Origin of the sequence: Pseudomonas sp. S31 (assembly GCF_016648105.1) — a bacterium.
Taxonomy (GTDB): Bacteria; Pseudomonadota; Gammaproteobacteria; order Pseudomonadales; family Pseudomonadaceae; genus Aquipseudomonas.
The window spans coordinates 1-15,542 of the sequence record NZ_JACVVE010000008.1; the positions used below are offsets into that span (position 1 = coordinate 1).

At 64.7% G+C, this 15,542-nt stretch carries 10 protein-coding genes; 8 read left to right on the forward strand and 2 right to left on the reverse strand.

Annotated features, from left to right (window positions below):
• The first annotated feature begins 127 nt into the window (after nt 1–127).
• From IAE37_RS08235 to IAE37_RS08250, 4 genes are all read left to right on the forward strand, one after another.
• Nucleotides 128–685, forward strand: a complete 558-nt coding sequence (locus tag IAE37_RS08235; protein WP_201172115.1) for a sugar ABC transporter ATPase — start codon at nt 128–130, stop codon at nt 683–685.
• Between the two features lie 86 nt (nt 686–771).
• Nucleotides 772–2,241, forward strand: a complete 1,470-nt coding sequence (guaB, locus tag IAE37_RS08240; RefSeq protein ID WP_201172125.1) for an IMP dehydrogenase — start codon at nt 772–774, stop codon at nt 2,239–2,241.
• 78 nt (nt 2,242–2,319) lie between these two features.
• Complete coding sequence (guaA, locus tag IAE37_RS08245) at nt 2,320–3,897, forward strand: glutamine-hydrolyzing GMP synthase (protein WP_201172134.1); 1,578 nt, start codon at nt 2,320–2,322, stop codon at nt 3,895–3,897.
• A 184-nt stretch (nt 3,898–4,081) separates the two neighbouring features.
• The gene (locus IAE37_RS08250; RefSeq protein WP_201172146.1) at nt 4,082–6,037 is read left to right on the forward strand and encodes a DUF4034 domain-containing protein; all 1,956 of its coding nucleotides are present in this window, start codon (nt 4,082–4,084) and stop codon (nt 6,035–6,037) included.
• On the opposite strand, the gene IAE37_RS08255 is transcribed toward IAE37_RS08250, so the two are convergent.
• Nucleotides 5,989–6,915 (reverse strand): LysR family transcriptional regulator, encoded by a 927-nt coding sequence (locus IAE37_RS08255; protein ID WP_201172148.1) that lies wholly within the window; start codon nt 6,913–6,915, stop codon nt 5,989–5,991. The two genes, IAE37_RS08250 and IAE37_RS08255, sit on opposite strands and share 49 nt — an antisense overlap.
• Before the next feature lie 120 nt (nt 6,916–7,035).
• Here IAE37_RS08255 and IAE37_RS08260 point away from each other — a divergent pair, with 120 nt between their 5' ends.
• The 3 genes from IAE37_RS08260 (at nt 7,036) to tadA (ending at nt 9,848) form a co-directional block, all read left to right on the forward strand.
• Nucleotides 7,036–7,779, forward strand: coding sequence for an SDR family oxidoreductase (locus IAE37_RS08260; protein WP_201172150.1), 744 nt, complete (start codon nt 7,036–7,038; stop codon nt 7,777–7,779).
• A gap of 207 nt (nt 7,780–7,986) precedes the next feature.
• The gene (locus IAE37_RS08265; RefSeq protein ID WP_201172161.1) at nt 7,987–9,369 is read left to right on the forward strand and encodes a multicopper oxidase family protein; all 1,383 of its coding nucleotides are present in this window, start codon (nt 7,987–7,989) and stop codon (nt 9,367–9,369) included.
• Nucleotides 9,369–9,848, forward strand: coding sequence for a tRNA adenosine(34) deaminase TadA (gene tadA / locus IAE37_RS08270; RefSeq protein WP_201172165.1), 480 nt, complete (start codon nt 9,369–9,371; stop codon nt 9,846–9,848). The genes IAE37_RS08265 and tadA overlap by 1 nt, the downstream gene beginning before the upstream one ends.
• Before the next feature lie 64 nt (nt 9,849–9,912).
• Here tadA and mltF read toward each other — a convergent pair whose 3' ends face one another.
• Nucleotides 9,913–11,370, reverse strand: coding sequence for a membrane-bound lytic murein transglycosylase MltF (gene mltF, locus IAE37_RS08275; RefSeq protein ID WP_201172166.1), 1,458 nt, complete (start codon nt 11,368–11,370; stop codon nt 9,913–9,915).
• Between the two features lie 275 nt (nt 11,371–11,645).
• Between mltF and purL the strand changes: the two genes are divergently transcribed.
• Nucleotides 11,646–15,542, forward strand: a complete 3,897-nt coding sequence (gene purL, locus IAE37_RS08280) for a phosphoribosylformylglycinamidine synthase (RefSeq protein WP_201172168.1) — start codon at nt 11,646–11,648, stop codon at nt 15,540–15,542.

A 15,542-nucleotide genomic window follows, 5' to 3' on the forward strand; every position in this document is an offset into this window, starting at 1 on the left:
AGCGCCGCGTGGGCGGCGCTCGATCTCACAGGCGCTATAACTTCCAAGGCATGCACCTCGCTATCTCAGCACCTGAGCAAACGCTAGAATTGCGTCATCCCCGCAGTTTTCCAGGCTTGTCCCGCCCATGAACACCCAGAGCATCATCGTCCCCAAACTCTCCACCGTGCCGGTTCACGAAGCCCGAGCCCGGGCCATCCTGCGCTGGCTGGTGCGGGAAAAAGTGGTGGAGGAGCAATTGACCACCTGTGGCCGCACCGGCAACCGCATGGGCCATGCCCTGGCCGAGGGTGCCCGCAAATTCGCGCTGCACCCCGACAAGCTGCCGTTCGGCGAGCCGGTCAACGGCCTGGAGGTGATGCTCAAGCGCTGTATCTACACCCCGACCGACGGCTTTCTCGAAGAGGCCGGTTGCCCGGAGTGCCGCCGCGAGGTCGGTGAGCCGCTGTTCGAAAGCCTGGAAGAATGGATGCCGGCGGTGAGCGACAACTTCACCTGCCCGCTGTGCGGCTTCGAGGACGACATCAATGGCTTTCTTTTCCTGCAGCCATGTGCCTTTTCCAACCTCGGGTTCATCTTCAACAACTGGGGCGAGGCCGGGTTCACCCAGGCCTTTGTCGACAGCTTCGCCGACTGGCTCGACCAGCCGGTGGCGGTGGTGCAGGTAAAACTGCCACGAGGCTGACCGAAGGCCCTTATTTTGCATTGAGCGGCGCGCCGTGGATGAGTATAATGGCGCGCTTCCATTTTTCCCGCCCGGGAGCCCCCGCGATGCTGCGTATCAGCCAAGAAGCCCTGACCTTCGACGATATCCTCCTTGTACCTGGCTATTCCGAGGTACTGCCCAATGAAGTCAGTCTCAAGACCCGTTTGACCCGCGGCATCGAGCTGAACATTCCGCTGGTTTCCGCCGCCATGGATACCGTGACCGAAGCGCGCCTGGCCATCGCCATGGCCCAGGAAGGCGGCATCGGCATCATCCACAAGAACATGACCATCGAACAGCAGGCCGGCGAAGTACGCAAGGTCAAGAAGTTCGAGGCCGGCGTGGTCAAGGACCCGATCACCATCGACGCCGACGCCACCGTGCGCGACCTGTTCGACCTGACTCGCCTGAACAACATCTCGGGTGTTCCAGTGCTGGAGAACGGCGACCTGGTCGGCATCGTCACTTCCCGTGACGTGCGCTTCGAAACCCGCCTGGAAGCCAAGGTACGCGATGTGATGACGCCCAAAGAGCGTCTGGTCACCGTGCGCGAAGGCGCCAACAAGAACGAAGTCCGCGAGCTGCTGCACAAGCACCGCCTGGAAAAGGTCCTGATCGTCGACGACAAGTTCGCGCTCAAGGGCATGATGACCGTCAAGGACATCGAAAAAGCCAAGGCCTACCCGCTGGCCAGCAAGGACGACCAGGGTCGCCTGCGCGTCGGCGCCGCCGTCGGTACCGGCAAGGACACCGGTGAGCGCGTTGCCGCCCTGGTCGCCGCTGGCGTCGACGTGGTGGTGGTCGACACCGCCCACGGTCACTCCAAGGGTGTGATCGACCGCGTTCGCTGGGTCAAGGAAACCTACCCGCAAGTGCAGGTGATCGGCGGCAACATCGCCACCGGCGCAGCCGCCAAGGCCTTGGCCGAAGCCGGCGCCGATGCGGTCAAGGTCGGTATCGGCCCAGGCTCGATCTGCACCACCCGTATCGTCGCCGGTGTCGGCGTGCCACAGATCAGCGCCATCGCCAACGTCGCCGCCGCACTGGAAGGTACAGGCGTGCCACTGATCGCCGACGGCGGTATCCGCTTCTCGGGCGACCTGTCCAAGGCCATCGTCGCCGGTGCCTCGTGCGTGATGATGGGTTCGATGTTCGCCGGTACCGAAGAGGCGCCGGGCGAGGTCGAGCTGTTCCAGGGCCGTTCCTACAAGGCCTACCGTGGCATGGGTTCGCTGGGTGCCATGGCGCAGGCGCAAGGCTCGTCCGACCGTTACTTCCAGGACTCCTCGGCTGGCGCCGAGAAGCTGGTTCCGGAAGGCATCGAAGGCCGTGTGCCGTACAAGGGCGCCCTGGCGGCGATCATCCACCAGCTGATGGGCGGCCTGCGTTCGTCCATGGGCTACACCGGCAGCGCGACCATCGAAGAGATGCGTACCAAGCCGGAGTTCGTGCGCATCACCGGTGCCGGCATGGCCGAGTCCCACGTGCATGACGTGCAGATCACCAAAGAAGCCCCGAACTACCGCGTAGGCTGAGGCTTCCAGCAATACAAGCAAGCGGGGCTGTGATTACAGCCCCGCGTCGTTTCCGATTTCCACTGACGAGATTGAGTCATGGCCCTCGACATTCACGCTCACCGCATCCTGATCCTCGATTTCGGTTCCCAGTACACCCAGCTGATCGCCCGCCGCGTGCGCGAGATCGGCGTGTACTGCGAACTGCATCCGTTCGACATGGACGATGAAGCGATCCGCGAATTCAACCCGCGCGGCATCATCCTGGCCGGTGGCCCCGAGTCGGTCCACGAAGCCAACAGCCCACGCGCCCCGCAAGCGGTGTTCGACCTGAACGTCCCGTTGCTGGGCATCTGCTACGGCATGCAGACCATGTCCGAGCAGTTGGGTGGCAAGGTCGAAGGTTCCGACCTGCGTGAATTCGGCTACGCCCGTGTCGACGTGGTCGGCAAGAGCCGCCTGCTCGACGGTATCGAAGACCACGTCGACGACGATGGCGTGCTGGGCCTGGACGTGTGGATGAGCCACGGTGACAAGGTCACCCAGATGCCAGCCGACTTCCACGTACTGGCCAGCACCCCGAGCTGCCCGATCGCTGGCATGTTCGACGATAGCCGTGGCTACTACGGCGTGCAGTTCCACCCGGAAGTGACCCACACCAAGCAGGGCGGTCGCATCCTGTCGCGCTTCGTCCAGGACATCTGCGGTTGCGAAGCCCTGTGGACCCCATCCAACATCGTCGAAGACGCCATCGCCCAGGTGCGTGAGCAAGTCGGTTCGGCCAACGTCCTGCTGGGCCTGTCCGGCGGCGTTGACAGCTCGGTGGTTGCCGCGCTGCTGCACCGCGCCATCGGCGACCAGCTGACCTGCGTATTCGTTGACAACGGCCTGCTGCGCCTGCACGAAGGCGACCAGGTGATGGCCATGTTCAAGGAGAACATGGGCGTCAAGGTGATCCGCGCCGACGCCGAGAAGCAGTTCCTCGACAATCTGGAAGGCGAAGCCGACCCGGAGAAGAAGCGCAAGATCATCGGCCGCACCTTCATCGACATCTTCGATGCCGAGGCCAGCAAGCTGGAGAACATCCAGTTCCTCGCCCAGGGCACCATCTACCCGGACGTGATCGAGTCGGCCGGCGCCAAGAGCGGCAAGGCCCACGTGATCAAGTCGCACCACAACGTCGGTGGCCTGCCGGAGGAGATGAACCTCAAGCTGGTCGAGCCGCTGCGTGAACTGTTCAAGGACGAAGTGCGCAAGATCGGCCTGGAGCTGGGCCTGCCGTACGACATGGTCTACCGCCACCCGTTCCCAGGCCCGGGTCTGGGCGTGCGCATCCTCGGTGAAGTGAAGAAGGAATACGCCGACATCCTGCGCCGTGCCGACCACATCTTCATCGAAGAACTGCGCAAGGCCGACTGGTACCACAAGACCAGCCAGGCATTCGTGGTGTTCCAGCCGGTCAAGTCGGTCGGCGTCGTCGGCGATGGCCGTCGCTACGCCTGGGTCGTCGCCCTGCGCGCCGTCGAGACCGTGGACTTCATGACCGCACGTTGGGCGCACCTGCCGTACGAGCTGCTGGAAACCGTCAGCGGCCGTATCATCAACGAAATCGACGGTATCTCGCGCGTCACCTACGACGTGTCGAGCAAGCCGCCAGCGACCATCGAGTGGGAATGATCCCGCTTTAGGTTTCACCCAATCGGGCCTGCATTGCAGGCCCGATTGCATTTCAGGGCTGGAATTTCCATCCGGCTTTGCACGCTGACGTTATGTGAAAGAAGTCAACCCGTGTGGCTGCGGCGTTAGGCTTGGCCTTCGCTTGTCTGGTACGGTTCAGGCTGAACGCATACGAAGGATCCGCATGATTTCAAGTCAATCCGTTGAGCAATCCCGCCCCGAACTGTTGCCGCAATGGCTCCGTGACCTGACCGAGGGGCGTTTCGCCGCTGTCGAGGCGAGCCTGCAAGCCCTGCTCGATGCCAGCGATGCCGACAGCGAAGAGACGCTCGGCAACCATTGCGCCACGTTGCAGGCGTTTGCCGGGCAGTTCGATGACTACGCGACGTTGCTGCCACGCTGGCGGCTGCAATACCCCCAGAGCCTCTGGCCAGATCTGGTCGCCTGCCTGTTGTGGGAGCGTGCCGCCAATCAGGCGCGCGGCGAGCAACTGGCCGACGAGGTGGCCGACGAACGCTGGCAGCGTGCCTTCCTGGCCCAGCATGCCTTGTTCATCCAGGCCATGGACCTGCTGCATCGCCATTCCATGCCTTGGGTGCTGGCAATGGTGCTGATGCGCAACGTGATGGTGTTCAACGAGCCGGACTGGCTGCTCGGTTGGCTGGACGGGCAAGTGCCGTTCGACGAGCTGGCACTGGTTCAACAGGCCGCAGCGCAGGCCTGGCCGCGTCTGGGCCGTCTGCCGGCGTTGCCGGCGGCACCTGCAGTCACGCTGGCCGAAGCCTTGCGTGGGCATGCGCGCAGCGAGGAGGAGCCGGAGGGTTTCTTCTGGTTGTTGCAGGCTTTGCAGGCTGCTCCCAATGGCGCCTACCCCTTGCAGATCTATGCCCAGCTTCGTACGCCGCGTTGGGGTGGGAGCCACGAGGAAATCCTCTGGCTGGCCGACTCGCCGATGGCCGCACGGCTCGATGAGGCCCAGCGTAACGCGTTGCGCCTGGTGGCTTGGCTCGACACTATCGATGCCGATAATGTCGATGCTGAGGACGATGATCAGCTGGAGGCGGCATGGCTACGCGGCCAGGACATATTCGGCCGACCCCTGGGCGTGTTGGCCCGGGCACAGGTGCTGGTCAAGCTGGCGGAGCTGGCTGGTCTCTCCGGCCGTCATGCGCAGGCCCAGGCCTGCTACAGCCAGGCACTGTCGGAGGTGCCCACGCTGAAAGTCTCGGCCGACGTGCTGTACCGGATGCTCAGTGTCGGCGTGGCGACCGGCATGGGCGAGTGGCTCGGCCATTTCGCCTGCAACTCGCGCCTGCAGTCGGCGTTCGGTTCGGTGCTGTACGGGTTGTTGTGCGACACCGGATGGTGCGCTGTGCAGCGCGACCCGGCGATTGCCGAGGGCTGGTACCGGCATGCGCTCAGCTACGGCCCCATGCCGCAGCCGGAGGGCGAATGCCCGTTCAACGACGTGTACTACGCCTTCGACGAAGGCCTGCAGGCCACGGCGCTGCGGCACATGGTCGAATGCGCAGCCGCCCTGGGCGTCCCGGAAATGCAATTCGCCCTGGCCTACCTGCATGAAGACAGCGCGCCGGCGGTCGCCGTGCATTGGTACCGGCAGGCGGGCGCGCATGGGTTCGGGCGCGCTTTGTACAACCTCAGCGTGGTGTGTGACCAGGGCGTCGAGCAGGGTGGCCTGGATGGATACGATGTGCAGGCGCTGCGCGAGCTGGGCAACGAGTGCGAGGTCACCTGCCTGGCGCTGCTGCTCGATCAGCAGCAGTTGACCGAGCGTGAACTGGACCGGGTGCCTAACTGCTTCATCGGCTTGAGCAACTACCTGCTCGAGCACAAGGTCGACTCCGAGCGGGTGCGCCGTAATGTGGCGGTCATCGAGGCCTATGCCCAGCGGGGCTGGCCGGAGGCGATGCGGATCGTCGCCCGCCACTATCGCGCCGAAGATTGCCCGCAGGGCCACGACTATCCGCAAGCCGTCTATTGGTGCGAGCAGGCGTGCCGCCTGGAGCCTGACGACGAGCAGAATATCCGCCTGCGCGAGTCGTTGAGTGCCGGGCTGATGGGAGGGATGCGCTACCGCCGCGCGCTGGCCAAGGCTGAAGCGGGGAACCTTTCCTCGTAGAGCTGGGCCAGCCAGTCGATGAACACCCGGACTCGTGGCGACAATTGGCGGTGCTGGGGATACAGCGCCGACAACGGCATGTCGGGGCTGGCCCATTCGCCCAGCACCTCGACCAGGCTGCCGTCGTCCAGGTGCTTCTGGACATGATAGCGAGGGAGCTGTACCAGTCCGCACCCTCGCAATGCGCAGGCGCCGTAGCTCTCGGCATCGTTGGTGGCCATCCAGCCGCCGAGGGTGAACGCCTGGCGTTTGCCCTCGATCACCAGTTCCAGGCTGTAGTCCACGGCCTTGCCCTTGGAAAAGAACCCCACCGCCTGATGGGCGACCAGCGCATCGGGGTGCTGCGGTGTACCGTGTTCGGCCAGGTACCGGGGGCTGGCGCAGATGACCTGGGGCATCAGCGCCAAGCGTCGCGCCACCAGTGACGAATCCTCGGGTATCCCTGCGCGCACCACGCAGTCGACGCCTTCGCTGACCAGGTCGATCAGCGAATCGCCGCTGCTGACGACCAGGTCGATACCGGGGTAGCGCGCACGGAACGTGTCGATGCGCGGCAGCACGATATGCGCAGCGTGCACGCTGGCCATGTCGACGCGCAGTATTCCTCGGGGGTTGGCGGCCACGTGGCGCAGCGCACCTTCGGCGTCTTCCAGTTCGCTGAGCACATGGACGCAGCGATCGTAGAACGCTCGGCCGTCGAGCGTCGGCCGGACCTGGCGGGTGGTGCGTTCCAGCAAGCGGGTCTGCAGCCTGGCCTCCAGCTGCTTGATGGCGTGTGTGGCGGTGGCGCGGGGAATGTCCAGGGCGGCGGCGGCGCGGCTGAAGCTGCCCAGTTCGACGATGCGGGTGAACAGTTGCAGGGAGTCGAGGCGGTCCATGGGGGCGATTGTTGGCTTTGGTTGAAATCTGTTTCCAATCTAGCAGCCTTTGTTTCGTTTGGCTAAACGAGGAGACTGCTGGCAACCGGGGCATGGCCCTGCTCGCAATCGGAGACCAGCATGACTGCACCTACAGCATCCAAAGTAGCCATCGTCACGGGCGGCTCTCGCGGTATCGGCTTGGCGATTGCCCAGCGCCTGGCCAGAGATGGCTTCGCCGTGGTCATCAACTATGCCGGGAACACCGCCAAGGCCCGGCAGGCAGTGGCCGACATCGAGTCCCGAGGCGGCCGGGCCATCGCCCTGCAGAGTGACATTGGCGACCCGTCCAGCGTGGACGCGCTGTTCCAGGGCACCCTCCAGGTCTTTGGGCGCATCGATGTGGTGGTCAACAGTGCCGGGATCATGTCGCTCGTCCCTATCGGCGCAAGCAGCCTGGCCGACTTCGACAAAATCATCGCCACCAACTTGCGTGGTGCCTTCCTGGTGCTGGGGCAGGCGGCTGAGCATCTGCAGGAGGGTGGGCGGATCATCGCCCTGACCACCAGCGTGATCGCCAAGTCGTTTCCTGGCTATGGGCCGTACATCGCGTCCAAGGCGGGTGTCGAGGGGCTGGTGCGGGTGCTCGCCAACGAACTGAGTGGGCGCGGCATCACGGTCAATGCGGTGGCACCCGGCCCGGTGGGCACCGAGCTGTTCCTCGAGGGCAAGACCCCTGAACAGATTGCACGCCTCGCCGGCCTTGCCCCGCTGCAGCGCCTCGGTACCCCCGAGGACATTGCCGGGGCGGTGGCATTTTTGGCCGGCCCCGACGGTGGCTGGGTCAATGCGCAGGTGTTGCGCGCCAACGGTGGTTTTGCCTGAGTGCAGGGCAGTCAGGAGGATTGGTAGCGAAGCCCCTGGCGCTTCATGTCCTGGGGGGTACGTCGACGGCGATGCATCAACCCGCTGCGGCAAGGGTCCAGTCGCAATCCTTCACTTAATCTTTCGTAAATGCAGGTGTATCGTATTCGCCCTTCATTGCCGGCCATGCTGGCAGCTTGATTGCGCAGAAACGAGGTACCCGCAGCGATGTCCTTTACCCGTCGACAAATGCTCCAAGGCCTGACCGGCCTGGTGGTGGTAGGCCTGGGCGCCGGAGGCGCGACGCGATACTGGCTGGGCAAGGTCGAGGACGAGAATGCCGGGCATGACTACCAGCTGATCGCCGCGCCCCTGGAGGTCGAGCTGGTTCCCGGCCACAAGACCGAAGCCTGGGCCTTCGGCCCCTCGGCACCGGGTACCGAACTGCGCGTGCGCCAGGGTACCTGGCTGCGGGTGCGCTTCATCAACCACCTGCCGGTCGAGACCACTATCCACTGGCACGGCATCCGCTTGCCGCTGGAGATGGACGGGGTGCCCTATGTCTCGCAGTTGCCGGTCAAGCCCGGTGAGTACTTCGACTACAAGTTCCGCGTGCCGGATGCCGGCAGCTACTGGTACCACCCGCATGTCAGCAGCTCCGAGGAACTCGGCCGCGGCCTGGTGGGGCCGCTGATCGTCGAGGAGCGCGAGCCCACCGGGTTCAAGCACGAGCGCACGCTCAGCCTGAAGAACTGGCATGTCGACGAGCAGGGCGCCTGGCTGCCGTTCAGCATCCCCCGTGAAGCGGCGCGCAACGGCACTGCCGGCCGCTTGATCACCATCAACGGCCAGGCCGGGTCGGTCACCGAGCTGCCGGCAGGCCAGGTGGTGCGGGTACGCCTGCTGAACCTGGACAACACCTGGACCTACCGCATCAACCTCAAGGGCAACTGCGAGGCGATGATCTATGCCCTCGACGGCAACCCGGTAACACCGCGCAAGCTCGACGATGACTACTGGCTCGGCCCGGGCATGCGCATCTGCCTGGCCATCCGCATTCCCCAGGCCGGTGAGGAAATTTCCCTGCGTGACGGCTTCGTGCGCCTGGGCACCTTGCGTTCGGTGGCGCACGACGAGGCGCCTGGCGAGTGGCCGCCAGCCTTGCCGGCCAACCCCGTCGCCGAGCCCGATCTTGAGAATGCCGAGAAGCTCAACTTCAATTTCGAGTGGGTCGGCAAGGTCTCGGTGAACACCGACAACGGCAAGCCGCCAAGCCTGTGGCAGATCAACGGGCAAGCCTGGGACATCACTGACAAGACCTGTGCCGACCGGCCCATCGCCACCTTGCAGAAGGGCAAGAGCTACATCTTCGAATTGAAGAACATGACCCAGTACCAGCACCCGATCCACCTGCACGGCATGAGCTTCAAGGTGATCGCCTCGAATCGTCACGACATCAAGGAACCGTGGTTCACCGACACCTACCTGCTGGGCAAGAACGAACGCGCCCAGGTGGCACTGGTAGCGGATAACCCAGGCACCTGGATGTTCCACTGCCATGTCATCGACCACATGGAAACCGGCCTGATGGCCGCGATCGCGGTGGTCTGATGCGCCCGCAGATCGTCGATCGCAGCCGCGACCAGGAATTCATGCGCCTGGCCCTGGCCCTGGCCGCCGAAGGCGCGGCCATGGGCGAGGTGCCGGTGGGGGCGGTGCTGGTGCAGCATGGCCAGGTCATCGGCCAGGGCTTCAACCGGCCGATCACCGACAGCGACCCCAGCGCCCACGCCGAGATGGTGGCCATTCGTGCAGCCGCGCAGGCCGCCAGCAACTACCGGTTGCCCGGCAGCACCCTGTACGTGACCCTGGAGCCGTGCAGCATGTGCGCGGGGCTGATCGTGCATTCGCGGGTGATGCGGGTGGTGTATGGGGCGTTGGAGCCCAAGGCGGGGATCGTGCAGAGTCAGGGGCAGTTCTTCGGCCAGGGTTTCCTCAATCATCGGGTGATGGTCGAGGGTGGGGTGCTGGCGGAGGAGTGTGGGCAGATTCTCAGTGACTTCTTCAGGGCGCGGCGGGGCAAGGGTTAGCCTGCGCCGGCCTCTTCGCGGGTAAACCCGCTCCTACAGGCGCCGGGAGTAGGGCTGGGCTGAATCACATCGGCGGTGATTGCTCCGCTGGCTTGTCTTTGTTGACTCCAGGCACGTGCAGGTTGCCTTCGGCCACCTGGCCTTCGAGCTGCGGCTGGGTCACCCAGGTGAGGATGTCGTAGTAGCGGCGGATGTTGGCCACGAAGTGCACCGGTTCGCCGCCACGGGCGTAGCCGTACTTGGTCTGGCGATACCACTGCTTCTGCGACAGGCGCGGCAGCATCTTCTTCACGTCCAGCCACTTGTTGGGGTCGAGCTTCTCGCGCTTGGCCAGGGTGCGAGCGTCTTCCAGGTGACCGCTGCCGACGTTGTAGGCGGCCAGGGCGAACCAGGTTCGGTCCGGCTCCTTGATGCTGTCGTCGAGCTCATCCTTGATCTTCATGAAGTACTTGGCGCCACCCTGAATGCTCTGTTTCGGGTCCAGGCGGTTGGAAACGCCCATGGCTTGCGCGGTTCGCTGGGTCAGCATCATCAGGCCGCGCACGCCGGTCTTGGAAGTGACCTCCGGCTGCCACATCGACTCCTGGTAGCCGATCGCCGCCAGCAGGCGCCAGTCCACCTGTTCGACCTTGGCGTAGCTCTTGAAGTGCTTCTCGTACTTGGGCAGGCGTTGCTGCAGGTGCTGGGCGAAGGTGTAGGCGCCGACGTAGCCGAGCACGTCGACATGGCCGTAGTAGCGCTCTTTCAGGCGCTGCAGGGTGCCGTTCTTCTGAGCCTTGTCGAGGAACTCGTTGACCTCGTTGAGCAGGCTGTTGTCGTCACCGGCGGCCAGGGCCCAGCGCTGCTGGCGGCTATCGCCGAAGTCGAAGGCGACACGCACGTTGGGGAAGTAGACCTGGTTCATCGCCAGCTCGTTGGAGTCGACCAGGGTCAGGTCGATCTGACCTTCATCGACCATGCGCAGCAGGTCGACCACCTCGACAGCGTCGGATTCTTCGTATTGCAGGGCCGGGTACTGTTTTTTCAGCTCGGCCAGCTGGTCGGCATGGCTGCTGCCCTTGAGCACCATGATCTTCTTGCCGACCAGGTCCTTGGGCTCGGTGGGGCGGGAGCGACCGTTGCGGTAGATGACCTGTGGCGTCACTTCGAGGTAGGGATGGGAAAACTTGACTTGGGCCAGGCGCCGCTCGTTGCTGACCAGGCCCGCCGCCGCCAGCACCGGGCCGGACGGCTTGCCGAGCTGGCCGAACAGGTCGTCGAGGTTGTCGGCGGTCTCGATCTCCAGCTTTACACCGAGATCATCGGCGAAACGCTTGACAAGTTCGTACTCGAAGCCGGTTTCGCCGTTGCGGTCCTGGAAGTAGGTGGCCGGGCTGTTGCGGGTGATCACGCGCAGCACGCCGTCCTCCTTCACACGCTCCAGGGTGCTGGGTTTTTCAACACAGGCACCGAGCAGCAGAAAGAGACCGGTTGCGAAGAGCCATCTGGCGCAGCGCTGGCGCAAAGCAGTACGGGCGAACATAGCATGCAGTATACGCAAAGGACCGGCGGCGCCATATCTCGACAATGGGCGGGTTGTCTGATAGCGGTGTCTGAGCGGCAAGCTGCAAGAGAACGCGTAGCTTGCACGGACTGCTTTCTCTTGGCGCTTGCGGCTTGAGGCCTGCAGATTTTTTCTGACCCCGAAGTCCGGTTCCGCCGCCCGGCAGCCGTGGCTTAGAGCGGGTGCCGAAAGCCATCGATTTAGGCTAGAATGCACGGCCTCTAAGCACACCCCTTCCTGAGGCTGTCCCGACGATGTTGATCCTGCGCGGCGCTCCTGCCCTTTCTGCCTTTCGCCACGGTAAATTACTCGAGCAACTGAGCCAGAAAGTCCCCGCTGTTACTGGTTTGTATGCCGAATTTGCCCACTTCGCCGACGTTGCCGGCGAGCTGACCGCCGACCAGCAGCAGGTGCTGGGCCGTCTGCTCAAATACGGCCCGAGCGTGCCGGTGCAGGAGCCAAGTGGCCGCCTGTTCCTGGTCGTGCCGCGCCTGGGCACCATCTCGCCCTGGGCCAGCAAGGCCAGCGACATCGCCCACAACTGCGGCCTGCAGGCGATCCAGCGCCTGGAGCGTGGCATTGCCTACTACGTGGCAGGTGAGCTGAGCGACGCCGACGCCGAGGCCGTGGCCGCCGAGCTGCACGACCGCATGACCCAGCGCGTGCTGGCCAAGCTGGAGCAGGCCGCCGACCTGTTCAGCCACGCCCAGCCCAAGCCGATGACCTCAGTCGATATCCTCGCCGGCGGTCGCGCCGCCCTGGCCCAGGCCAACATCGACCTGGGCCTGGCCCTGGCCGAAGACGAGATCGACTACCTGGTCAACGCGTTCCAGGGCCTTCAGCGCAATCCGAACGACATCGAGCTGATGATGTTCGCCCAGGCCAACTCCGAGCACTGCCGCCACAAGATCTTCAACGCCAGTTGGGACATCGACGGCCAGGCTCAGGAAAAGAGCCTGTTCGGCATGATCAAGAACACCTACCAGATGCACAACGAAGGCGTGCTGTCGGCCTACAAGGACAACGCGTCGGTGATCGTCGGCAGCGTCGCCGGCCGCTTCTTCCCGAACCCTGAAACCCGCCAGTACGGTGCGGTGCAGGAGCCGGTGCACATCCTGATGAAGGTCGAGACGCACAACCACCCGACCGCCATCGCCCCGTTCTCCGGCGCCTCCACCGGCTCCGGCGGCGAAATCCGTGACGAAGGCGCGACCGGTCGTGGCGCCAAGCCCAAGGCCGGCCTGACCGGCTTCACCGTGTCCAACCTGCGTATCCCGGGCTTCGAGCAGCCCTGGGAGCAGGCCTACGGCAAGCCCGAGCGCATCGTCGACGCCCTCGACATCATGATCGAAGGCCCTCTGGGCGGCGCCGCGTTCAACAACGAATTCGGTCGCCCGGCGCTGACCGGCTACTTCCGTACTTTCGAGCAGGCCATCGACACCCCGCACGGTGAAGAAGTGCGCGGCTACCACAAGCCGATCATGCTCGCCGGCGGCATGGGCAACATCCGCGAAGACCACGTGCAGAAGGGCGAGATCACCGTCGGCGCCAAGCTGATCGTGCTCGGCGGCCCGGCCATGCTGATCGGCCTGGGCGGCGGCGCCGCTTCGTCGGTGGCCACCGGTGCCAGCTCGGCTGATCTGGACTTCGCCTCGGTACAGCGCGAGAACCCGGAAATGGAGCGTCGCTGCCAGGAGGTCATCGACCGCTGCTGGCAACTGGGCGATGCCAACCCGATCGCCTTCATCCACGACGTCGGTGCCGGTGGTATCTCCAACGCCTTCCCCGAACTGGTCAACGACGGTGGCCGGGGCGGCCGCTTCGAGCTGCGCAACGTGCCCAACGACGAGCCGGGCATGGCCCCGCACGAAATCTGGAGCAACGAGTCGCAGGAACGTTACGTGCTGGCCGTCAGCGCCAAGGACTTCGAGCGCTTCCAGGCCATCTGCGAACGCGAGCGCTGCCCGTTCGCCGTGGTCGGTGAGGCGACCGAAGAGCCGCACCTGACCGTGACCGACAGCCACTTCAACAACACCCCGGTGGACATGCCGCTCGACGTGCTGCTGGGCAAGCCGCCACGCATGCACCGTTCGGTGACCCGCGAAGCCGAGCTGGGCGATGATTTCGACCCGAGCCAGCTGGACCTGGACAACGCCGTCCAGCGCGTGCTGAATCACCCGGCCGTAGCCAGCAAGAGCTTCCTGATCACCATCGGTGACCGCACCATCACCGGCCTGGTCGCCCGCGACCAGATGGTCGGCCCGTGGCAGGTTCCGGTGGCCGACTGCGCCGTCACCGCCACCAGCTTCGACGTCTACACCGGTGAAGCCATGGCCATGGGCGAACGTACCCCCCTGGCCCTGCTGGATGCCCCGGCGTCCGGGCGCATGGCGATCGGCGAGACCATCACCAACCTGGCTGCCTCGCGCATCGAAAAGCTGTCCGACATCAAGCTGTCGGCCAACTGGATGTCCGCCGCCGGCCACCCGGGCGAAGACGCTCGGCTGTACGACACCGTCAAGGCCGTCGGCATGGAACTGTGCCCTGAACTGGGTATCACCATTCCGGTCGGCAAGGACTCGATGTCGATGAAGACCCAGTGGAGCGAAGAGGGCGTCGAGAAAAGCGTCACCTCGCCGATGTCGCTGATCATCACCGGCTTCGCCCCGGTCACCGACATCCGCAAGACCCTGACCCCACAGCTGCGCATGGACAAGGGCGAGACCGACCTGATCCTGATCGACCTGGGCCGCGGCAAGAACCGCATGGGCGCCTCGATCCTGGCCCAGACCTACGGCAAGATCGCCGCCCAGGCACCGGATGTCGACGACGCCGAAGATCTCAAGGCATTCTTCGCCGTGATCCAGGGCCTGAACGCCGACGGCCACCTGCTGGCCTACCACGACCGTTCCGATGGCGGTCTGCTGACCACCGTGCTGGAAATGGCCTTCGCCGGCCACTGTGGCCTCGACCTGCAACTCGACCCGCTGACCGACAGCAAGCTCGATGTGCCGGCCATCCTCTTCAACGAAGAACTGGGCGCGGTCATTCAGGTGCGTCAGGATGCCACCCCGGACGTACTGGCGCAGTTCAGCGTCGCAGGCCTGGACGACTGCGTCGCGGTGATCGGCAAGCCGATCAACAACGGCGAAGTGTCCATCAGCCTCAATGGCGAAGTGTTGTTCGATGACGACCGCCGCATGCTGCAGCGCCAGTGGGCCGAGACCAGCTACCAGGTCCAGCGCCTGCGCGACAACGCCGATTGCGCCGACCAGGAGTTCGACGCGCTGCTCGAGGAAGACAACCCGGGCCTGTCGGTGAAACTGGGCTATGACGTCAACGACGACATCGCCGCGCCGTACATCAAGAAGGGTGTGCGCCCGCAAGTGGCGATCCTGCGCGAGCAGGGTGTCAACGGCCAGGTCGAGATGGCAGCTGCCTTCGACCGCGCCGGCTTCGCTGCCGTCGACGTGCACATGAGCGACATCCTCGCTGGCCGCGTCGACTTCGCCGACTTCAAGGGCCTGGTGGCCTGCGGTGGCTTCTCCTACGGTGACGTGCTGGGCGCCGGTGAAGGCTGGGCCAAGTCGGCGCTGTTCAACAGCCGTGCCCGCGATGCCTTCCAGGGCTTCTTCGAGCGCAGCGACAGCTTCGCCCTCGGCGTGTGCAACGGTTGCCAGATGATGTCCAACCTGCACGAGCTGATCCCGGGCACCGAGCACTGGCCGCACTTCGTGCGCAACCGCTCCGAGCAGTTCGAGGCGCGCGTGGCCATGGTCGAGGTACAGAAGTCCAACTCGATCTTCCTGCAGGGCATGGCCGGTTCGCGCATGCCGATCGCCATCGCCCACGGCGAAGGCCACGCCGAGTTCGCCAGCGAAGAAGCACTGCTGGCGGCCGATGTGTCCGGTTGTGTGGCCCTGCGCTACGTCGACAACCACGGCAAGGTCACCGAAGCCTATCCGGCCAACCCGAACGGCTCGCCGCGCGGTATCACCGGCCTGACCAGTCGCGACGGTCGCGTCACCATCATGATGCCGCACCCTGAGCGTATGTTCCGCGCCGTGCAGAACTCCTGGCGCCCGGACGAGTGGCAGGAAGACGCTGCCCTGATGCGCATGTTCCGCAATGCGCGGGTGTGGGTGAACTGA